The organism is Glycomyces sp. NPDC047010, assembly GCF_040644205.1.
Lineage (GTDB): Bacteria > Actinomycetota > Actinomycetes > Mycobacteriales > Micromonosporaceae > Glycomyces.
On record NZ_JBEYVY010000001.1, the window covers coordinates 308308 to 325787 of the forward strand.

Sequence of the window (17480 nt, forward strand, 5' to 3'; positions counted from 1 at the left end):
CATGGATTGGCCCTTTGCCGCGGTGCTTGGCGGAGCGTTCGGGCTCGCCGTCACCGGTGCGGTGCTCGCGGCCCGCCCACCACAGCCGGCTACCGATACCGCAACCGCGCCCGGGTCCGCGCGAGTTCCGGTGTTGCGCCTGGCATTGGCGGTCCTAGCCGCCGCAGGGGTGTTCGCGGCCACCCGCTGGCCGGTCGCGGCAGCAGCCGCGGGTCTCCTCGCCTGGTTCGCGCCCAGGATCTTCGGTGGGGCCAGGGAGTTCGAGACGGCCATGGCCCGTATCGATGCCGCCGCCGCGTGGGTCGAGTCGCTGCGCGACAACCTCATTGCCGCCGCCGGACTGGAAGCGACCATCGTCGCCTCGGCCCGCCGCGTCCCCCCGGGCCTGCGGACAGAGATCGAAGCGCTCGCAACCGCACTGCGCGCCGGGACCCCGCTCAGGGCCGCGCTGCTCGACTTCGCCGCCGCAGCCGACGACCCGACCATCGACGACGCCGTCATCGCGCTCCTCGAGGCGTCCTCGAGCGCGGGCAACCTGGCCGCGGTGCTCACCCGCCTGGCCGAGGAGGCCCGGGAGGAAGCGGGACGGCGGATGCGCATTCGCGCCGCCCGCGCTCGCATCCACACCGCCGCCCGCGTGATCACGATCGTCATCGTCGCCATGGCCGCGCTGCTGATCGCCTTCGGCGGCTCCTACCTCGAGCCCTACGACGGCCTGGCCGGGCAGGTCGTGCTCGCGTTCGTGTTCGGCCTCGGCGCGCTCGGGCTGTGGTCGCTGTACCGGCTCGCCGCCGAGCCCGAACCGCCGAGCCTGCTGCGCCCAGCCGCGGAATCGAACCTGGAAGGAGCCCGGGTATGAACGCGCTCATCCCGATCATCCTGGGCGGCATCTTCGGCACCGCCGTCACCGCAGCCGTCTTCGTGCTGCGCCCTGCCCGGCCCGCGCCGGCCGCAGCGCTTCAGGCTCTCACCGGCACCGCCCCGACAAGCCTTGCGGAGGGTGCCGAGCGTGCGGGGTTCCCGTCGGAGCGGGTGCGCCACGACCTGGCCGCGATCGGCCAGACCCCTGCCGCCTACCGGCGCCGCCTGGTCAGAGCCGTCTCTACCGCAGCCGCCGCGCCGCTGCTCCTCGCCGGTCTCCTGGCGCTGTCCGGAATCGGGACCGGGCTGGCCGTACCGCTCGCCCTGTCGGTGTTCGCTTCCCTCGTCACTTACCAGTTCACCACCGCGCAGGTGCGCGTCGCCGCCACTGAAGCGCGGGATGAGTACCGGCGGGCGCTGGCCGCCTATCTCGGGCTGGCCGCGATGCGCCTGTCCGCCGGCGCCGGGATCGAGTCGGCGCTGCGCAAAGCCGCCGCAGCAGGCCACGGCCCGGCTTTCGAGGCGATCCGCGCCGCCCTCGACCGGGCAGCCGTCCTCGGCCAGACCCCGTGGGACGCTCTGGCCGACCTCGGCGAGCGCATCGGCGTCGCCGCGTTCGAGCAGCTCGGTGCGACCGCCGGTCTCGCCGGTGAGTCCGGGGCGCGCATCGGCAAGTCCGTCGCCGACCGTGCCCGGGCCCTGCGGCTGGCACGCCTGGCCGAGCTCGAGACGAAGGCGAACGTCGCCACCGAGCGGATGAGCCTGCCCATCGTCGCCCTCGCCTCCAGCTTTCTGCTGCTCATCGGCTACCCGTCGATCACCGCCGTCCTGACAGGACTCTGAACCACACCGCAACCATTGGAATCAATCATCGGGGGAATCATGTACATCGCTTATCTCGACTGGGTCCGCTGTCAGACCTGGCACCTGCGAGAGGCCGTCCGCGAGGACGGCGGCAGGGGCGGGATGTCCGACGAAGTCTCCTGGATGGCCATCATTGTCGGTGCCGCGATCACGGCCGCCGGACTCATCGCCGCGGCCGTCGTCGCCAAGGCCAGCGGGATCGCGTTCTAGGTGATCGGCCATGGACACCACATCACGCAACTCACTCCCGCTCTTGGGCACTCGCGATCGCGATCGCGGGGCCGGCGTCGTCGAGTCAGTGATCGCCGCGCCCGTGCTCTTGCTCATGCTGCTGTTGGTCATCCAGGTCGGCATCTGGGCGCACGCGCACCACGTCGCCGCTGCCGCCGCGCAGACGGCCCTTGCCGCCGCGCGCGCCGAGGAGGGCTCGGCCGGGTCCGGTTCAGCCGCGGGCGCTGACACCCTCGGCGTCAACGCCGGCGGGGCACTCGATGGCGTCGCCGTCGAGGTCGACCGCGGCGCCGAGACCGTCACGGTCACCGTCACCGGGCACGCGCCTTCGATCGTGCCGATCCCCGGCCTGGACTGGGACGTCGAGGCATCGGCGACCGGGCCGGTCGAGCGGTTCATCCCCTCGGGAACCGGCGACTGACCATGCGCGACGCGGATCCGTTGATCACACCGCCTCCTGGCCTCGCGGCGCGGCGGCGGCCCGACGCGGGATCGGCTGCGGTCGAACTGGTGCTCATGGCCCCAATCCTGGTCGCCTTGGCACTGCTCATCGTCGCCGCCGGCCAGATCGTCCAAGGCCGCATCGACACCGACGGGGCCGCGCACGCCGCCGCCCGCGCCGCCAGCCTCGAACACACCATGGGCGCCGCCTCTGCGGCGGCCGAGGCGGCAGCCGAGGTCAGCATGGGCGACCGCTGCGGGGAGGCGTCCGTGAGCCTGGCCGGCGACCTCGAACCCGGAGGGACAGTCACCGCGACCCTGTCGTGCACGATCACCGTCGATTCACCCATCTGGTCCTCCTACGAGGTCACCTCGATCGCGTCCTCCCCCGTCGACGCCTGGCGAGGTGAACCGTGATGGACACCGGGCCGCTCCCGCTGCTCACCGAGGGCGATCTCGATCCTCGCCGCCGGCGCGACGCAGGATACGCAACCGCGCTCGTGCTGGTCATGTTCGCCGCCCTCATCGCCGTCCTCGGCCTGGTCGTCGATGCCGGCGGCGCGGCAGCGGCCAAGGCGCGCGCTCAAACCGCCGCAGCCGAAGCTGCCCGCGCCGGTGCCGCCGAGCTCGACCTCGACTTCCTGCGCGACACCAACATCATCCGGCTCGACCCCGCCGCCGCCCAGGCCGCCGCCGGCGCCTGGCTCGCCGCCACCGGTCTGACCGGTACCGCAACGGCCACTGTCGCCGAGGTCACCGTCACCGTCGAGGCCACCCACCCCACCCAGATCCTGACCGCTGTGGGGATCGGGTCGATCCCAGTCACCGCTTCCGCGACGGCCAGCCCCGAGCAGGGCACCGACCTCGCCGCGCCGGTGGTCGCACCGTTCACCGAAGGGAGCGGGCCATGACTCGCACTGCCGTGCAACAAGACCGCGTGCCCACTAATGCCGCCTCGCTGGCCGCCAGGGCGCTGTGGGGCACCGCCGCCGGGCTCGGCCTCGCCGCACTGTTGGTCGGCGTCCCGATCGTGCTGACCGCAGCGTTCGGCTGGCCGCCGACCCTGCCCACCGGCGACGAGATCACCTACTGGCACCTCCACGAAGCCGACCTGGCGTGGAAACTCCTGGGCCTGGCAGGCTGGGCGGTGTGGGCCTGGATGACGGTCGTGCTCATCGGCCAGATCATCCACGCCCTGCGCTGGGGTCTGAGCCCCCAGACGCTCCGGGACTCTGCGAGTCCGGCCCGGTGGCTCGCAGGAGCACTGATCGGCGCAGTCGCCGCCGCGATCCCGACCTCATGGGCCAGCGCCGCGTCCCCGGCCGTCCCCGCGGCCACCAGCCTCGACACCGGCGACACCGAAGCCGCACCGACACCGGCGACGACCGCCAGGCCGCTCGTCTGGGAGAACCCCAACAATGCCGCCACCGTCACGGCCTCGGTTGCCGGCGACCATGCCGCCGCAGCGGAAGCCGTCGCAGACCCTGCCGATGAACCGGAGGCGACCGTCCACACCGTAAAGCGGGGTGAGAACCCGTGGGGCCTCGCCGAGCACTATTACGGCGACGGAGCGAAGTGGCGTGCGATCTGGGAAGCCAACCAGAGCACCGTCCAGCCCGATGGACGAACCTATACCGACCCTGGCCAGATCCACCCGGGATGGCAACTGATCATCCCCGACCACACCGATTCGGCGGAGGAGACGGACGAGGACGGGTTCGTGCACGAGATCGTCGAAGACGGCGAACACCTCTGGGGCTACGCCGAGCAGTACCTCGGCGACGGCACCCGCTACGGCGAGATCGTCGACGCCAATGAGGGACGCGTCTTCGCCGACGGCCGTACCCTCACCGACCCTGATGTCATCGTCAACGGCTGGGACCTCCTCATCCCGACCGCACCGGCCACCGACACCGACCCACCGGCCGAAGCGGTGCCCGAGCCCAACCCTGCGGACGGTCCGGCCGAAGGCGACGACGGCCCCGTCCCCGACACGCCGCCGCCGCCGCCATCAGGGGACCCCGGCGCGCCCACGCCGGAGACGTCCGGCGAACCGACCGGACCCGAATCCGGCCGAAGTGCCGACGATGCCTCGGCAGTCGACGACGACCCGTCCTCCTCGAATACGCTGTTCGACGCGGTTCCGTTCGGGATCTGGCTGACCGGCGGCACCTGCCTGGCCGCCGCGACCGTCGCCGCCCTTGCGGCACACCTGCGCCGCAAGCGCAGCACCAACCTCCGCGACGCCGAGTCGGCGAGTACGGATGAGCCGATGACCGGAAGATTGTCGGACCTGGAAGCCGTCATCGAGGCCGAGAACCGCAAACTCACCACACCCGCAGACTATGAACCGGGTCCTAAACCAGTACCCGTTGCCGTCGGTGCCGACCGCGCTCCGGTCGACCTGCGCCACTTGACCGAGGCCGGCATCGGCTTGCTCGGTCCCGGTCAACACGGGGTCGTGCGCGCCGCTATCGTCGCGGCCGCCACCGCCGGGGTCCAGGTGCGCCTCACCGAGTCCGCAAACCTGCGCCTCGACCTCGACGCCGAGCAGGTGCCCTGGCAGGTGCGAATGGTCGCCGACCTCGTCGAAGCGACCGTCACCGAGCCCGGAAGCGAGACCGTGGTGGTGTGCGCCGACACCGAGATCGACGCGACCACCCGGCCGGGAATGGACCGTTTCCTCGGCGCCGACGGGCACGGGGCGATCATCCTCGGCGACTGGGCACCAGCCACCGTCCGCGTCGCCGGCGACGGCACCGTCGAAGACACCACCGGACTCCCCGACAACCTCGGCATGCTCCACATCGCCGACCGCGACACCGCCACAGCACTCCTGACAGCACTGCAGGACGACGACCGAGCCTCCGCCTCGGAGCCTGACCCGATCGAAGCGCCAGCCGACGGACCCGCCCCCGAACCATCTCCTGGGGACAAGACGCAGAAGCCCGGAACGATCGACGAGACCACTGGCGAAGCCCACGATGCACCGACTCCAGCCGCCGACACCGCTCCGCCGCAATCGGCCCCCTACCTGTGCTTGTTCGGGACGCCCGAACTCTACGTCGGCGACCGGCCGGTCGTTTTTAAGAAGGGCAAGCGCGCCAAGGCGTTCTTGGCCGCCCTCGCGCTCGCCGAAGGGCCACTCAGCCGCGCTGAGTTGATGAACGCGGTCCTGCCCGGCTACGACGACCCCGTCAAGGCCCGAACCAACCTCAACACCATCGGCTCCTCCCTCCGGGGGAACCTCCAAGAGGCGACCGGAACCGATACGTCCGTCTACCACTGGGACAAGGCCACCGACCGCTACGAACTCGAGCCCGGCGCCTTCGTCACCGACCGTGACGCGTTCGACGCCGCCGAACAATCCGCCGCACTCGCCTCCGACCCGGCCGAGGCCGCCGCGCACCTCGAGGAAGCGGCCCGCCTCTACATCGGCGACCTCGCTCCAGACCTCCACACCTCGCAAATAGAAGAGCTCCGCACCCAGTACCGCGCCGCAGCCGCCCGGGCCCTGCGGAAACTCGCTGACCACCACGCTGAGACCGGTGACGCGGCACGCGCCGAACACTTTCGCTCCCGCGCTCAAGCTCTCGCATCTGAAGCGGACCCCTCGTGATCGCCGCCGCCGTGTGCAGCGTCGCTCTTGCCGCGATGCTCGGGCAGTACGCGCTGAGACTCGAGCCCGCCCATGCCGGACGCTTCGCGCCCGATCTCACCGGCCCCCAGCGCTGGTACACGAGCGTGGCGATCGCGCTCCTCGGCGGTGCTGCGGGAGCCACGGCGGCCCTCGTCGCCCCCGCCAGGCCGGCGTCGGTCGCGCTGGTCCTCGCCGCCGCCACCGCCCCCGCTCTGGCGTTCATCGACATCCGCGCCATGCGCCTCCCACTCGCCCTCTCCGGGCTCCTCGCCGCGGCGGCGGTCTGCGCGTTCAGTGCCGATGCCCTCGTCAACGGCACATGGGCGCAAGCCCGGTCGGCCCTCGGCGCGGCCAGCGCCATCGGCCTACTCACGCTGATGTGGTGGTACGTCGCCGGTGGAAGGATCGGGCTCGGCGACGTCGCTCTCATCGCCGTCATCGCCCTCTACCTGGGCTGGTACAGCTGGGCCCTCGCTTGGCTCGGCATCCTGATTGCCCTGCTCATCGCAGCCGCAGTCGCCGCCACCCACAAGCTCCGCCACCACACGCGAGGCGACCTGATCCCGGCTGGCCCCTCGCTCCTGGCGGGCTGGTGGCTGACCACCCTGCTCACGATGACGCCCTGACCGTCGAACCTAGTATGTACATGCGGGGAACGCCTGAAATCGGGCGACCAGTAGGAACACCAAGGCCATCGAGCCGCCTCCCATTGACGAGCGACGAGCGAGGACATCCGACTGATGACAGTGACGCAGCAGGAGATCGAGAACCGGTTGTGGGACGCCGCCGACGAGCTGCGCGTGGCGATGCCCGAAGCGCAGTATTCCTCGGTCGTCTTCCCGCTGATGTTCTGGAAATACCTGTCGGACACCTGGGAGCACAACCACCAGCAGTTCCTGGACGAGAACCAAGGGCTGGAGGGCCTCTCCGCCGAGGAGGCCCATGAGATCGAGTACCGCGACTACCAGTCGTTCGAGATCCCACTCCTCGACCCAGGTACGGTCCAGTCACGCCGCGCTTCCTGGTCGTCGATCCTCGCCACCATCACACAACCCAAGCTCGGTGAACGCGTCCGCGCCTCCTTGCAGGCCATCGAGACCGCCAATCCTGACAAGTTCTCCCGCCTATTCGGGTCCATGACCTGGACCGCCGAAGAGGTGCTCCCCGGGGAAGTGCTGGCGGCGGCCATGCAGACGATGGACCGCGTGCCGAAAATGCACGAAGGCAACATGTCGCACGACGTGCTCGGCGGCGCATACGAGTATCTACTGAAACGCTTCTCTGACGGCTCCGGCACCCGCGCCGGCCAGTTCTTCACCCCGCGCGAAGTCGTCGAACTCATCGTCGAAGTGCTCGACCCCAAGAGCTACGAGTCCGTATACGATCCCACCTGCGGGTCGGGCGGCATGCTCATCGCTTCCGCAAACCTTCTGAAGGCCCACGGCGGCCGCGGCTACACTCTCAGCCTGCACGGACAGGAAGCCGTTGCCGACACTGCAAGCGTGGCACGCATGAACCTCTTCATGCACAACCTCACCCAGTTCAAGATCGAAGTCGGCGACACTCTCAAAGACCCCCGCTTCAAGAAGTCGGACGGGTCCATCGAGCAGTTCGATGTAATCCTCGCCAACCCGCCTTATGGGATGAAGTGGAAGCCTTGGAAAGGCGACCCGCGCGCCATCGGCGGTGTTGCTCCGCAGTCGGCGGCCGACTGGGCGTTCGTCCAGCACATGATCGCCAGCATGGGCCCAACGAGCGGACGCGCTGGTGTCGTCCTGCCTCACGGGGTCCTTTTCCGTGGAGGACAAGAAGCCGCAATCCGCCAACGTGTCCTGGACGACGACCTCTTGGAAGCCGTGATCGGGCTTCCCGCGAACCTCTTCTACGCGACTCCTATTCCTACCTGCATCCTCGTGTTCCGCGCCCGCGGCACCAAGGATGAGAAACGCAAGGACGGCGTGCTGTTCATCGATGCGTCCAAGCGATTCGCCAAAGATAAGACTCGCAACGTACTGGCTGAGGCCGATGTTGCCAGTATCGTAGCGGCTTACCAGTGGAAATACGACACTGACGGCAGCCCGGTAGAACCGATCGGTGAGAGCGCGCTTGTGGCGCGATTCGTCCCCAGCACCGAAATCGCGGCCAATGACTACGACCTCAACATCGGGCGATACATCAAGCAAGCCGCCGCCGAGCAGAAGGATCTCGGTACTCTCATCGAGGCCTACAACATCGCCCGCGCCCAACGGCAGAAATCTGAGCAGCGCATGCTTGACGTGCTTACGGCGGCTGGGATCGAGGGCTTCGATGAGTGACCTGAAGGGAACTGACCTAGTCACCCAGAAGCAACATGATTGGGTTCGGGCTCCTCTTTCACAGTTCCTTAAGCTGCATATTGAAGCCGTGGACGTGGAGCCGCAAATGGCGTACCCAACGGTGGGCGTTCTGAACAGGGGCCGAGGCCTGCTCTACCGTGATCCCGTGGCGGGGAGCTCAACTTCCTATAAGAAGCTGAACCGGATCTCCCCTGGCATGCTTGTTTACAGTCGCCTCAAGGCATTCGAGGGCGCGATAACCGTCACCCCCGATAGCCTGCCAGAATCGTTCGCTTCGCAAGAGTTTCCAACCTTCTCCTTCACGCCCGACGCGGACCCCGACTTCTTTCGCATTCTCACTACGACGCAACTCATGTGGGACGCCCTTCAAGGTGCCTCTAAAGGGATGGGCGGTAGGCGAGAGCGGGTAAAGCCCGCCGACTTCCTCAGCATCGTCATAGACATGCCGCCCCTTTCGATGCAGAAGCGCATCGTCGAGATCATCAACGCGGTCGACGACCAGATCGTTGCCCTCGATGCAGAGGCGGATCTACTTGATGAGCTTTGGTGGGCGCTGGGACGGGAGATGGAGGCCACGCTTGCTAGTGAAGGGACGGTGCCGCTGGAGTCGTTCTGCGACATATCGGGTGGTCTCACGAAAAACAAGAAGGACCTTGAGCAGCCTGACCTAGTCGAGGTGCCGTATCTACGGGTGGCAAATGTTCATCGCCATCACCTGAGTCTTGCCGAGGTGACGTTGATCCAGACCACCCGGACAAAAGCGGCCAAGCTTCGATTGCGGTCAGGGGACATCCTCATGACGGAAGGCGGAGACAAGGACAAGCTTGGTAGGGGCCATGTTTGGGAAGACCAAATTCTCGACTGCATCCACCAGAACCATGTCTTCCGGGTCCGAGTTGTCGATGAACGTTTCGACCCATACTTCGTTTCAGCCTGGGGAAACACCTTCGGCCAGGAATGGTTCGCGACATTTGGCACCCAAACGACGGGCATTGCCTCCATCAACCGGGCGACCCTCGGCAGGTTCCCCATCCCCAATGTTCCGTTGTCCGTTCAGCAAGACTGGGCGGAGCATCTCGGCGCGGTCGTAGAGACTATGGACTCTCTCCAACAACAAGCAGACAATCTCCGAGAGACCCGTGCTGCGTTGGTGTCCGGGCTCCTGAGTCAGAACATCACTATCGACACCGGTCCAGCCGAGTTGGAGGGCTTAATAGTGGCTAAAGGCGTTCGTGAGCGCGAGTTCCAGAACCTAATGATCCAGTGGTCCATCCCATTGGGCTGGAGTTTCGCCGCGGGGAGGGCATTGCCGCGGGAGATGACGCAAACGGTGGTCACTGTGGATCTACGCAGCGCCATCATCAGACTCAACCCCAATGTAATCGACAGATACAATGTGGACGTGGTGGTCGAAGACATCGTTGCCACGGTCAATGCTGTCGAAGGCGGGCTGGTCCGCGCCAACGAAAAGGTGCTGAACCTCCTTCGCGGTCGCAAAGAATTCCGGGACGCCAAAGGCGACTGGCACGCTTTGAAGATCATCGACTTTGAGGATCCAAGCTCCAACACGCTCGTCGTGTCAGACGAGGTGACCATCACCGTCCCCGGCAAGACCTCCCGGCGCTTCGACCTCGTCTACTGGGTCAACGGGCTCCCGCTGGTGGTGGTTGAGGTCAAATCCCCGACTGCGAAGTCGGGATGGGCGACCGCCGCCCGTGAGATCAACGACGTCTACGCCACCGAGTATCCGTGGTTCTTCACCCCCAATGTCTTCGCCGTCGCCTCCGATGGGGTGAAGCTGAAGTTCGGCGCCGCGAGCGCGCCGCTGCACCTGTGGCAACCGTTCCGCTCCACCGCCGACGACGAGAATCTGTCCGGACGAGAGGACGTGAGGCGCTCCGTCGAGCTGTTGCTCAAGCCGACCACGGTCTTGGACATGCTCGCGAACTTCGCGCTCTTCGACACCTCCGGAGACGGAGCGGACAAGAAGTACCTGCCCCGCTACCCGCAACTAGAGGCCGCGCACCTGATCCACGAGCGGGTCCTCGACGGCGGGGCGAAGGGCCTGATCTGGCACCACCAGGGCAGCGGGAAGACCCTCGTCATGGTGTTCGCCGCCTCGCTGCTGTTGAACGATGTCCGCACCGAGTCCCCCACGATCATCCTGCTCTCAGACCGGCTCGATCTCGTCCGGCAGACCTCCGCGGAATTCACCTCTGCAATGGGCGCCAACTTCTTCCACCAGCCCCGCACCAGCAGCGAACTGCGAGCCCTGCTGTCCGACGACGTGCGCGGCGTGATCTCCACGACCGTCCACAAGTTCGCCGATGCGGGCAAGGGCCTGTCGACCCGGGACAACATCGTGGTGCTCGTGGACGAAGCGCACCGCACCCAGTCACGAAAAGAAAATTCTCTGGCGTGGCAGATGCGTGCTGCGCTGCCAAATGCGCGGTTCTTCGGTATGACCGGCACCCCTATCAGGAACCTCGCCACGGACACTTTCGAGCTCTTCGGTGGTGAGGAGGACCCGGGTCGTGTCCTACACCGGTACACGGCGACCCGGTCGCTGCTCGACGAGGCGACCGTCCCGGTCATGTTGGAGTCGCACCCGGTCCTGTTCGAAATGAACGACCAAGCGCTGCAAGACGAGTTCGACCAGTTCGCGCATGACTTCGATCTTGACGATGCCGACGCCGAGACCTTGTCCCGCAAGTTCGGGCGCCTCACGTCGGTGTTCGCCAACCCCGAGCGCATCCACGCGGTCTGCCAGCACATCGTGGACCACTACCTGTCCAGCGCTTACCGCAATGGGCTCAAGGCCCAGGTCGTCGCCTACAACCGCGAACTGGCCGTGGCGTACACGGACAAGATCAACGAGCTGCTGGCCGGCTACGAGACCTCGCAGATACTCGCCGAGGTCAAGAAACACGACCGCATCCGCGCCGAGGTGAACATCTCCGTCTCCGACGCCAAGACCGAGAGCGCCGAGATGAAGCCCCACCGGCTCTCCGAGACCGAAGAGGAGGACCAGAAGCGGCGGTTCCTCACCCCTGACGACCCGCTGTGCTTCCTGGTGGTGACCGCGAAGCTGATGACCGGCTTCGACGCCCCCAACGAGGGCGTCCTCTACCTCGACAAGCCGATGAAGGACCACAACCTGTTCCAGACCATCACCCGCACCAACCGCCCCTGGACCTCCCCGAACAGCTTCAAGAAGACCACCGGCGTGATCGTGGACTACATCGGGCTAGCCGAGGAGGTCCAACGGGCCGTCGTCGACCCCACCGCAGCCGACGACAGCGAAGGCGGCGGGTTCGTCACCGACGTGTCCGAGCTGGTCAAGGAATTCCGTGCCGCATTCGACCGTCTTGAAGACCTCCTCGCCGACGTCGACGACCTGGACCTTAACCACCACGGATACGAGTCCGTGCGGGTCATCAACCTATTCCTCGACGGCAACCCCGCAGCCATCGAGGCGTTCACCAAGGACTACCGGTTCGCCGCGCGTCTGTATCCGCTCATCCACACGGACAAGCGGATCGCCAAGTACCGCGACGGGTTCGCACTGTTCGGCTCGGTCTACACGACGCTACTCAAGAAGTCGTCCGATGAAGAACGGAAGGAACGCCTAAACGAACTGGGACCGATGGTCCTGGAGATCATCAACGCCCACGTCCACTCGTTCACCGTGGTCGCCCCCCAAGAAGAGCCACTCGTCCTCGACGCACAGGGGATCGCCGTCCTCAAGGAGCTACTGGCGCTCGTCCGCCGCAAACCGGGCAAGGATAAGAAGGAAACGCCACCTTCACAGAAGGAGATCCTGGATCGGATCAAGGAAGCCCTCGACAACGACGTCGAACCGGGATCGGCGAGGTACACCGCCCTGGCAGAGCGGATCAAGCTGCTGCGAGACCGGATCATCCAGAACGCCCAGGACGCCCTCGACTTCCTATCCGAGGCGCTCCGGATCGCCCGCGCCATCGTCAACGCCGGCAAACACCCCGAGGAAGCCGTCGTGCTCGACGAGGACCACGTGGGGGTCCTAACGCGAATCATCCACGAGCACGCGCCACCCGGCCTCACCGTGACCGAGCGGCACCTGGCCGAAGAGATCGACCAAGTCGTCACCCGTACCCTCGCCGGGTCATGGGACAACGCCGACGCCCGAAACAGGGGCGTCCGCCGCGCCACCGCCGCGGTCTTCCGCAAGTACGCGTTGAAGCCGGTCGGCGAGCCGTACGATGCCACCGTCGCCTACATCGAGGCCCATTACCTCGTCGACTAACGATTGCCGGGAGCTCTGAGTCAGCGGCTTCTGCTGTCGCGCAGCGAGGAGCCGTAGCTGCTACGCCTCCCCACGACGCTGGCACCTGCGCCCGCAGGTACGCGAAACTGTATGTAATTCCGTCCCAACGTTATTGGGCTTGAGGACCTGCCCAGCCGCTTCGCCGGTACTGGCGAACCAGGCCGTCGATGTCTCCGCGGTTCGCGTTGAGGAAGTCGTTCAGCGGTACCAGTTCAGGCGGGGGCAGGTGTCCTTCGGGACCGAGCGGCAGCTCGCGCGTGGTGGGGAGGTCATCCTCGATGATGTGTACAAGGCAATGGAAGCGAGGCTCAGTGCGGTATTCGAACAAGACGTAGTGCAATCCGAGCGCTTCGAGCAGCGCCATGTCGGCTTCTGCGACCTCATCCATAGACCGTGCTATATGCCACGCGAGAGGGCTCGCGTAGACGCTCCGCACTTCTTCCTGCACGTTGGCAATCCCAGGCGTTGCCATGAGCAGGCCGCCGACGAAGTAAGCGCGGCCATCTCTGCTCGCGATGTTGATAATGATCTGCGGCTGGTGATCGTCGATCTTGTCGGGCCATGAAGTGACGAGAACCGTGATGAGGTCGGTTGGGTTGAGGATCTCAACGGAGACGTCGGCCTCTGGGTAGTCGCGCTGAACCTTCCCGAGCGCCGCGTCAACGAGGTCACGCCAGTCTGGGTTGGTTCCGAGCGCCATCCGGGCCTTGCGTCTGAGTGCTTCCCACGCGGACTTGTTCGAGGTGTCCGCGACGCCAACGAACATTTGCTGGTGGTGGCCCGAGCCCGCCGAGGCGGCGGCAGCCCAATGTAGCGCGTCGCCTTTGAGGTCGTGCAGTGCGAACTTGCCGCCGCGGCGCACACGTTTGTCGAATTCCCAAGGTGTGTGGTCGAGCAGCATGTTGTTGAGGATTCGGGGGTTTGCGGGCTCGCCTGGGACTGCTCCAGTGACGCTGGCAAGCAGAAGGGGGATGGCGGCGTGCTGGAGTTGGTGTTCACGATCGCGGTACTCGGACCCGTCCTCGGCCAACTCGGTGTCGATGTTGGCAGTGCGCGGATCCTCCGGATCGATTGGGCCAAGCACCACATAGAGCAGCTGATGTTTGTCCATCGGCGCGCCGGGGCGTGCGGTGAAATCGAAGCCGAGTAGGTGGTCGATGCCGTAGAACTTGGCTTGATTGCATAGCCTCTGCCAGACCCGCTCACGGTCGGTTTCGGGGCTGAGGATGAATACCCCATGCGCATCTGAGGGGACTACCGGACGCGGTGGCGGCTTCGGCCGGACCGGCTCGGCGCCTACGAGCTGGGTCCCTGCTTCGTCGAGCAATAGCCGGTACCCGCGTATGTCGAAGGCAGGCAGCTCCGCGTAGCCACTGAATGAGCTCGCGAGCTCGCGCCATTCCGTTGAAACAACCATGATGCGGACACTGTCAGGGGGTAGCCCCTTGTTTCGGCAGAGGAGTTCGGCATATTTGAACACCTGGTGCGGCGCTTCGCGAGAGGAGCCGTCCGAGCGCTTGACCTCGATCACGACGGTATTGCCGAAGCGGTCACTCGCGAGGATGTCAGCGCGGCCCTCGCTGCCATCCTCGGCAGCGATCAGCCGCTCCTCGGTACCGACAAACCGCAGCCCTTCTTCCAACAGGTCGAGGCGAACAGCCAGCTGATCACGGAGGACTTTTTCGAGCAAGAGGGGCTCCAGTGAGGGGGTGATCCGAAGCAGTAAGACAAGGTGCGCATCAGCGAGCTTAGTTGGCTGCCGCCAGATGGGTTCGCCGCAGACGGTGCGCTTCGAAGAGGCAACCGAGTCGTGCGCCCCGCCTTGTCGCCGACCACTGCCCAAAATGGACTATTGAGGTAAGGGTAAAGAGTGTTCTGCTTGTGGTGATGCCGCGACGAAGGCCACGGCACCACCCTCTCGACGGGAGGTTCACGCTTCCTAAGCGGTAGCACGGAGGCACGGAGCCCTGGCCGTCACCCAGGCGCTTGGCGGTCAGCGCCGCCAGGCGGGCAGCAGTTCCGTCACCATGCGAAGCCGGTTGGTGTCGTGATCGGAACTGAGGACGACAGGGCCGTGTCCGTCGATGCCAAGTTCGATCCCGCCGCTCTCCGGTGCGCGGCGGAGGGTCCACAGGTCCACATCTTCGACGATGGTGTCCTCGGGGCCGGGGATGAAGTCGAGCGGGTTCATCACGCGGACTTGGAAGTGGTGGGCTCGGAAGAGCTCCCAGTATTCGCGGGCGAGGTCGTCGCCTGAGATGAAGACGATGTCGACCGGTGCTTCGCGCCAGCCTCCGTCGCCGGGAAGGCACCCTCCCAGGCAGGAGCACACCCGCCAGTGCTGTGTCATCGGTCCCGGCCCGAGCTCCGTCGAGCGGTCTCGCGTAGCCGCGACGAGGTGCGCGTCCATCGCCTCTGCGAAGGCTTCGACGGGGGCGGTATCGACCTTTGGATCGGTGATGGTGCTGGTCCTGGGGCAGCAGGGTTGGTGGGCGGTCAGGACCGCGGCGGTCCCGGACCTGTCGTGCGTCCCGTTGCGGCCGGGTCGGTCTGACAGGTGCGTGGTGTAGGCGAGTCGTCCGGGGCCTGGCGGGTCGATGGCCGGGATGCCGTTGTGACCGCGTGCGAAGCACCAGTGGTGGCCGGCGAAGTTGACGCCACCGGACTCGTGGGCCAAGGCCGCGAGTCCGTCGGCAATCCGGGCCAGGCCCGCTTCCTCGGCGCCGCCCTCAAACTCCTCGACGCCGCCATCGATAGCGATGAGCGTGTCCTCGGTGGCCGTGTTGAAGTGGTCGGACCAGAGGGTCTCGGCGCGGTCGAGGTACGGGCGGAGTCGCCATTGCAGTTCGTCGGCGAGGGTGTCGGTGAGGTCCTGCCAGAGGCAGGGGATGGTGGTCGGGCCTTCGTGGCGCGGTCCGCCGACCAGCGGCACGTCCTGTTGGAACTGCTCTTGGCATTCGATGGTGCAGAAGTAAAGGCTGGGCCCGTTCTGCGGCATCGATGCGCCGCATTTGCCGCAGGTGCTCATCGGTCGCACTCCTCTTCGGTGTCGGTGGGTTCGTCGCTGTTGGGGCTCCAGGTGCTGGCGTCGCCAAAGCCGGGAGGGTTGGGTGAGCGCAGGGTCGGCGTGGGCCGGTCCGTGGCGGTGAGTGCAGCGGCGAGGTCGCCGAGGCGGGCGGTGGTGGCGTCGAACACGTCGGTGAACTCGGCAGTCTCGGCTTCGTCGCCGAACAGGGCGATCGCCTGGTCCCGGATCCGGGCAAGCCAGGCGTGGAAGACCACGGCCTGGTCGGTGCGGGTGTAGGCGGCCGCGCAGGCAGGCAGGAGCCGGGCGGCACGGATGATCTCGTGAAGAGGGTCGACCGGCTCGGCCCAGGGCATGTTGCGCTGCAGTAGGAACCGTTCAAGGTTGAGCAGGTCCGTGTGCCGGTGGGAGGGGTCGCCGGACAGCGACATGCCCCAGTCGCCGGCCTCGAGCCAGATCTCCGTGCTTTGACCGTCGAGGCAGTCATGCTGCCAGTAGGTGAGCGTGGCCCAGTAGGTCGCTGCGCCTTGATCGTCGAAGTAGTCGTTGTCCTCGACGTCGGCAACGAGCGCGATCGGGTAGCCGAAGCGTTCGAAGACGCAGCCCCAGTCGTGGATGATGGCTTCCTGGTCGCAGATGACCAGGTTCTCAGTGTGGTGCATAAGGACGATTCCCTTCGGGTTCGGTGATGGGCCCCGGCCGCTTGGTGGGGGCTGCCGGAGTCAAGTTGGGTCTCAAGCGGGTTCAGCGCCGACGATGGTGCGGTCGTTCGCGCTGATCAGGCCCGGCCGTCGGCGCGGATGGCCGTCTGGGCGCTCGGGTGCCAGGAATCGAAGAAGCCCGATGGCACCTCGGGGCACTGGGCGATCAAATCGGCGATGAAGCAGGCGAGGACGTTCCGCCGGTGGGCGTCCACGGCATGCGCGGCCGTGGCAGCGGCCTTCGGGTCGCCCCAGCGCCACAGGCCGAGAGCGACCAGCGCGGCGGCGCTGGAGCGGGCCGGGCCGGTGCTGGCGCGGGCGGCACGTTCCCACAGATCGATCCGGGCCGCCTCCGGGATCGAGGCGCCGAGAATTTGGTCTATCGCGGCGGCAGCGACCGAACCGGTGTCGGCGGTGAGCAGCGCGTAGGCGAGGTCGCGGGCTTCGGCGACGCACAGCGGCGTGTCGTCGAGCAGCCACTCGTGCAATGTGAAGCCGCCCCAGGTCGCCAGGTGCGCGCCGTCAGGAATCTGCCAGAAGTCCGGCAGCCGTACTGCCCTCTTGCGATCGGGATCGCTGTGGGTGTATGCGAGCGCGTGGAGGCGCAGCGCCCACAACCGGGCGAGGACCGGATCGGCCGCCCGCAATGGCGTGACGTGCGCAGGGAGGGTGGTGGAGCGGTCGAGCCGGGCCCAGGACCGGTCGCCGTAGATCCACGCCAGGCGAGCGCCGGACAGGATCTCGGGGACCGTCCCGTCCTGCATCAGGCGGGAGGCGACCAGGTTTGCCTGGAAGGGCGCGAGCGTGAACACCATGACCGTGAGCGCGTCCAGACCAATGTTGGGCCAGAACTCCCAGGCGTCGCTGCCAATGGCTTCGATGGCGAACTCATCGATCGGCCACGAGGCCAGCAGTCGCGGCTGTCCGACCCGAGTGCCCAGAGCCAGGACGGTCTTGGTGCGGCGTTCGGTCACGTACGGGCCGAAGGCGGCGAGGTCCCGCGCGGCCAGTCGGTGAGCGTGGTACACCGACATGTCCAGATTGGATTTCATTGCAGTGCTTCCTTTCTCGATTG

General features: G+C 66.7%; 14 protein-coding genes. 10 read left to right on the forward strand and 4 right to left on the reverse strand.

The genetic code is table 11. The features are described 5' to 3' along the window. Position 1 precedes the first annotated feature (1 nt). The 10 genes from AB0A65_RS01440 to AB0A65_RS01485 all read left to right on the forward strand — a co-directional run bounded on the left by AB0A65_RS01440 (position 2) and on the right by AB0A65_RS01485 (position 12658). A complete protein-coding gene (locus AB0A65_RS01440) occupies positions 2-859 on the forward strand; it encodes a type II secretion system F family protein (RefSeq protein WP_359945544.1) in 858 nt (285 codons plus the stop codon). Next, entirely contained in the window at positions 856-1704 is an 849-nt protein-coding gene (locus AB0A65_RS01445) for a type II secretion system F family protein (RefSeq protein ID WP_359944430.1), read from the forward strand. Before AB0A65_RS01440 ends, AB0A65_RS01445 begins: the two co-directional genes overlap by 4 nt. A 39-nt stretch (positions 1705-1743) precedes the next feature. Then, positions 1744-1935: a hypothetical protein gene (locus AB0A65_RS01450; RefSeq protein ID WP_359944433.1), complete on the forward strand. Its 192-nt coding sequence runs from the start codon at positions 1744-1746 to the stop codon at positions 1933-1935. A 43-nt stretch (positions 1936-1978) separates the two neighbouring features. Then, a complete protein-coding gene (locus tag AB0A65_RS01455; RefSeq protein WP_359944435.1) occupies positions 1979-2377 on the forward strand; it encodes a TadE/TadG family type IV pilus assembly protein in 399 nt (132 codons plus the stop codon). 2 nt (positions 2378-2379) lie between these two features. After that, entirely contained in the window at positions 2380-2814 is a 435-nt protein-coding gene (locus tag AB0A65_RS01460) for a TadE family protein (RefSeq protein WP_359944438.1), read from the forward strand. After that, complete coding sequence (locus AB0A65_RS01465) at positions 2814-3308, forward strand: pilus assembly protein TadG-related protein (protein WP_359944441.1); 495 nt, start codon at positions 2814-2816, stop codon at positions 3306-3308. The genes AB0A65_RS01460 and AB0A65_RS01465 overlap by 1 nt, the downstream gene beginning before the upstream one ends. After that, positions 3305-6016, forward strand: coding sequence for a LysM peptidoglycan-binding domain-containing protein (locus AB0A65_RS01470; RefSeq protein WP_359944444.1), 2712 nt, complete (start codon positions 3305-3307; stop codon positions 6014-6016). Before AB0A65_RS01465 ends, AB0A65_RS01470 begins: the two co-directional genes overlap by 4 nt. Beyond that, complete coding sequence (locus AB0A65_RS01475; RefSeq protein ID WP_359944447.1) at positions 6013-6663, forward strand: prepilin peptidase; 651 nt, start codon at positions 6013-6015, stop codon at positions 6661-6663. Before AB0A65_RS01470 ends, AB0A65_RS01475 begins: the two co-directional genes overlap by 4 nt. Before the next feature lie 114 nt (positions 6664-6777). Beyond that, positions 6778-8352 carry an N-6 DNA methylase gene (locus AB0A65_RS01480; RefSeq protein WP_359944450.1) on the forward strand — a complete coding sequence of 525 codons (1575 nt, stop codon included), beginning with the start codon at positions 6778-6780 and terminating at the stop codon, positions 8350-8352. Positions 8353-9589: 1237 nt separating this feature from the next. Beyond that, entirely contained in the window at positions 9590-12658 is a 3069-nt protein-coding gene (locus tag AB0A65_RS01485; RefSeq protein ID WP_359945547.1) for an HsdR family type I site-specific deoxyribonuclease, read from the forward strand. A gap of 130 nt (positions 12659-12788) precedes the next feature. Here AB0A65_RS01485 and AB0A65_RS01490 read toward each other — a convergent pair whose 3' ends face one another. The 4 genes from AB0A65_RS01490 to AB0A65_RS01505 form a co-directional block, all read right to left on the reverse strand. Then, a complete protein-coding gene (locus AB0A65_RS01490; RefSeq protein ID WP_359944453.1) occupies positions 12789-14369 on the reverse strand; it encodes an endonuclease NucS domain-containing protein in 1581 nt (526 codons plus the stop codon). 303 nt (positions 14370-14672) lie between these two features. Then, a complete protein-coding gene (locus AB0A65_RS01495) occupies positions 14673-15707 on the reverse strand; it encodes a hypothetical protein (RefSeq protein WP_359944456.1) in 1035 nt (344 codons plus the stop codon). Then, positions 15704-16366, reverse strand: a complete 663-nt coding sequence (locus AB0A65_RS01500; protein ID WP_359944459.1) for a hypothetical protein — start codon at positions 16364-16366, stop codon at positions 15704-15706. Before AB0A65_RS01500 ends, AB0A65_RS01495 begins: the two co-directional genes overlap by 4 nt. A gap of 116 nt (positions 16367-16482) precedes the next feature. Next, complete coding sequence (locus AB0A65_RS01505; RefSeq protein ID WP_359944462.1) at positions 16483-17457, reverse strand: hypothetical protein; 975 nt, start codon at positions 17455-17457, stop codon at positions 16483-16485. Positions 17458-17480: the final 23 nt, after the last annotated feature.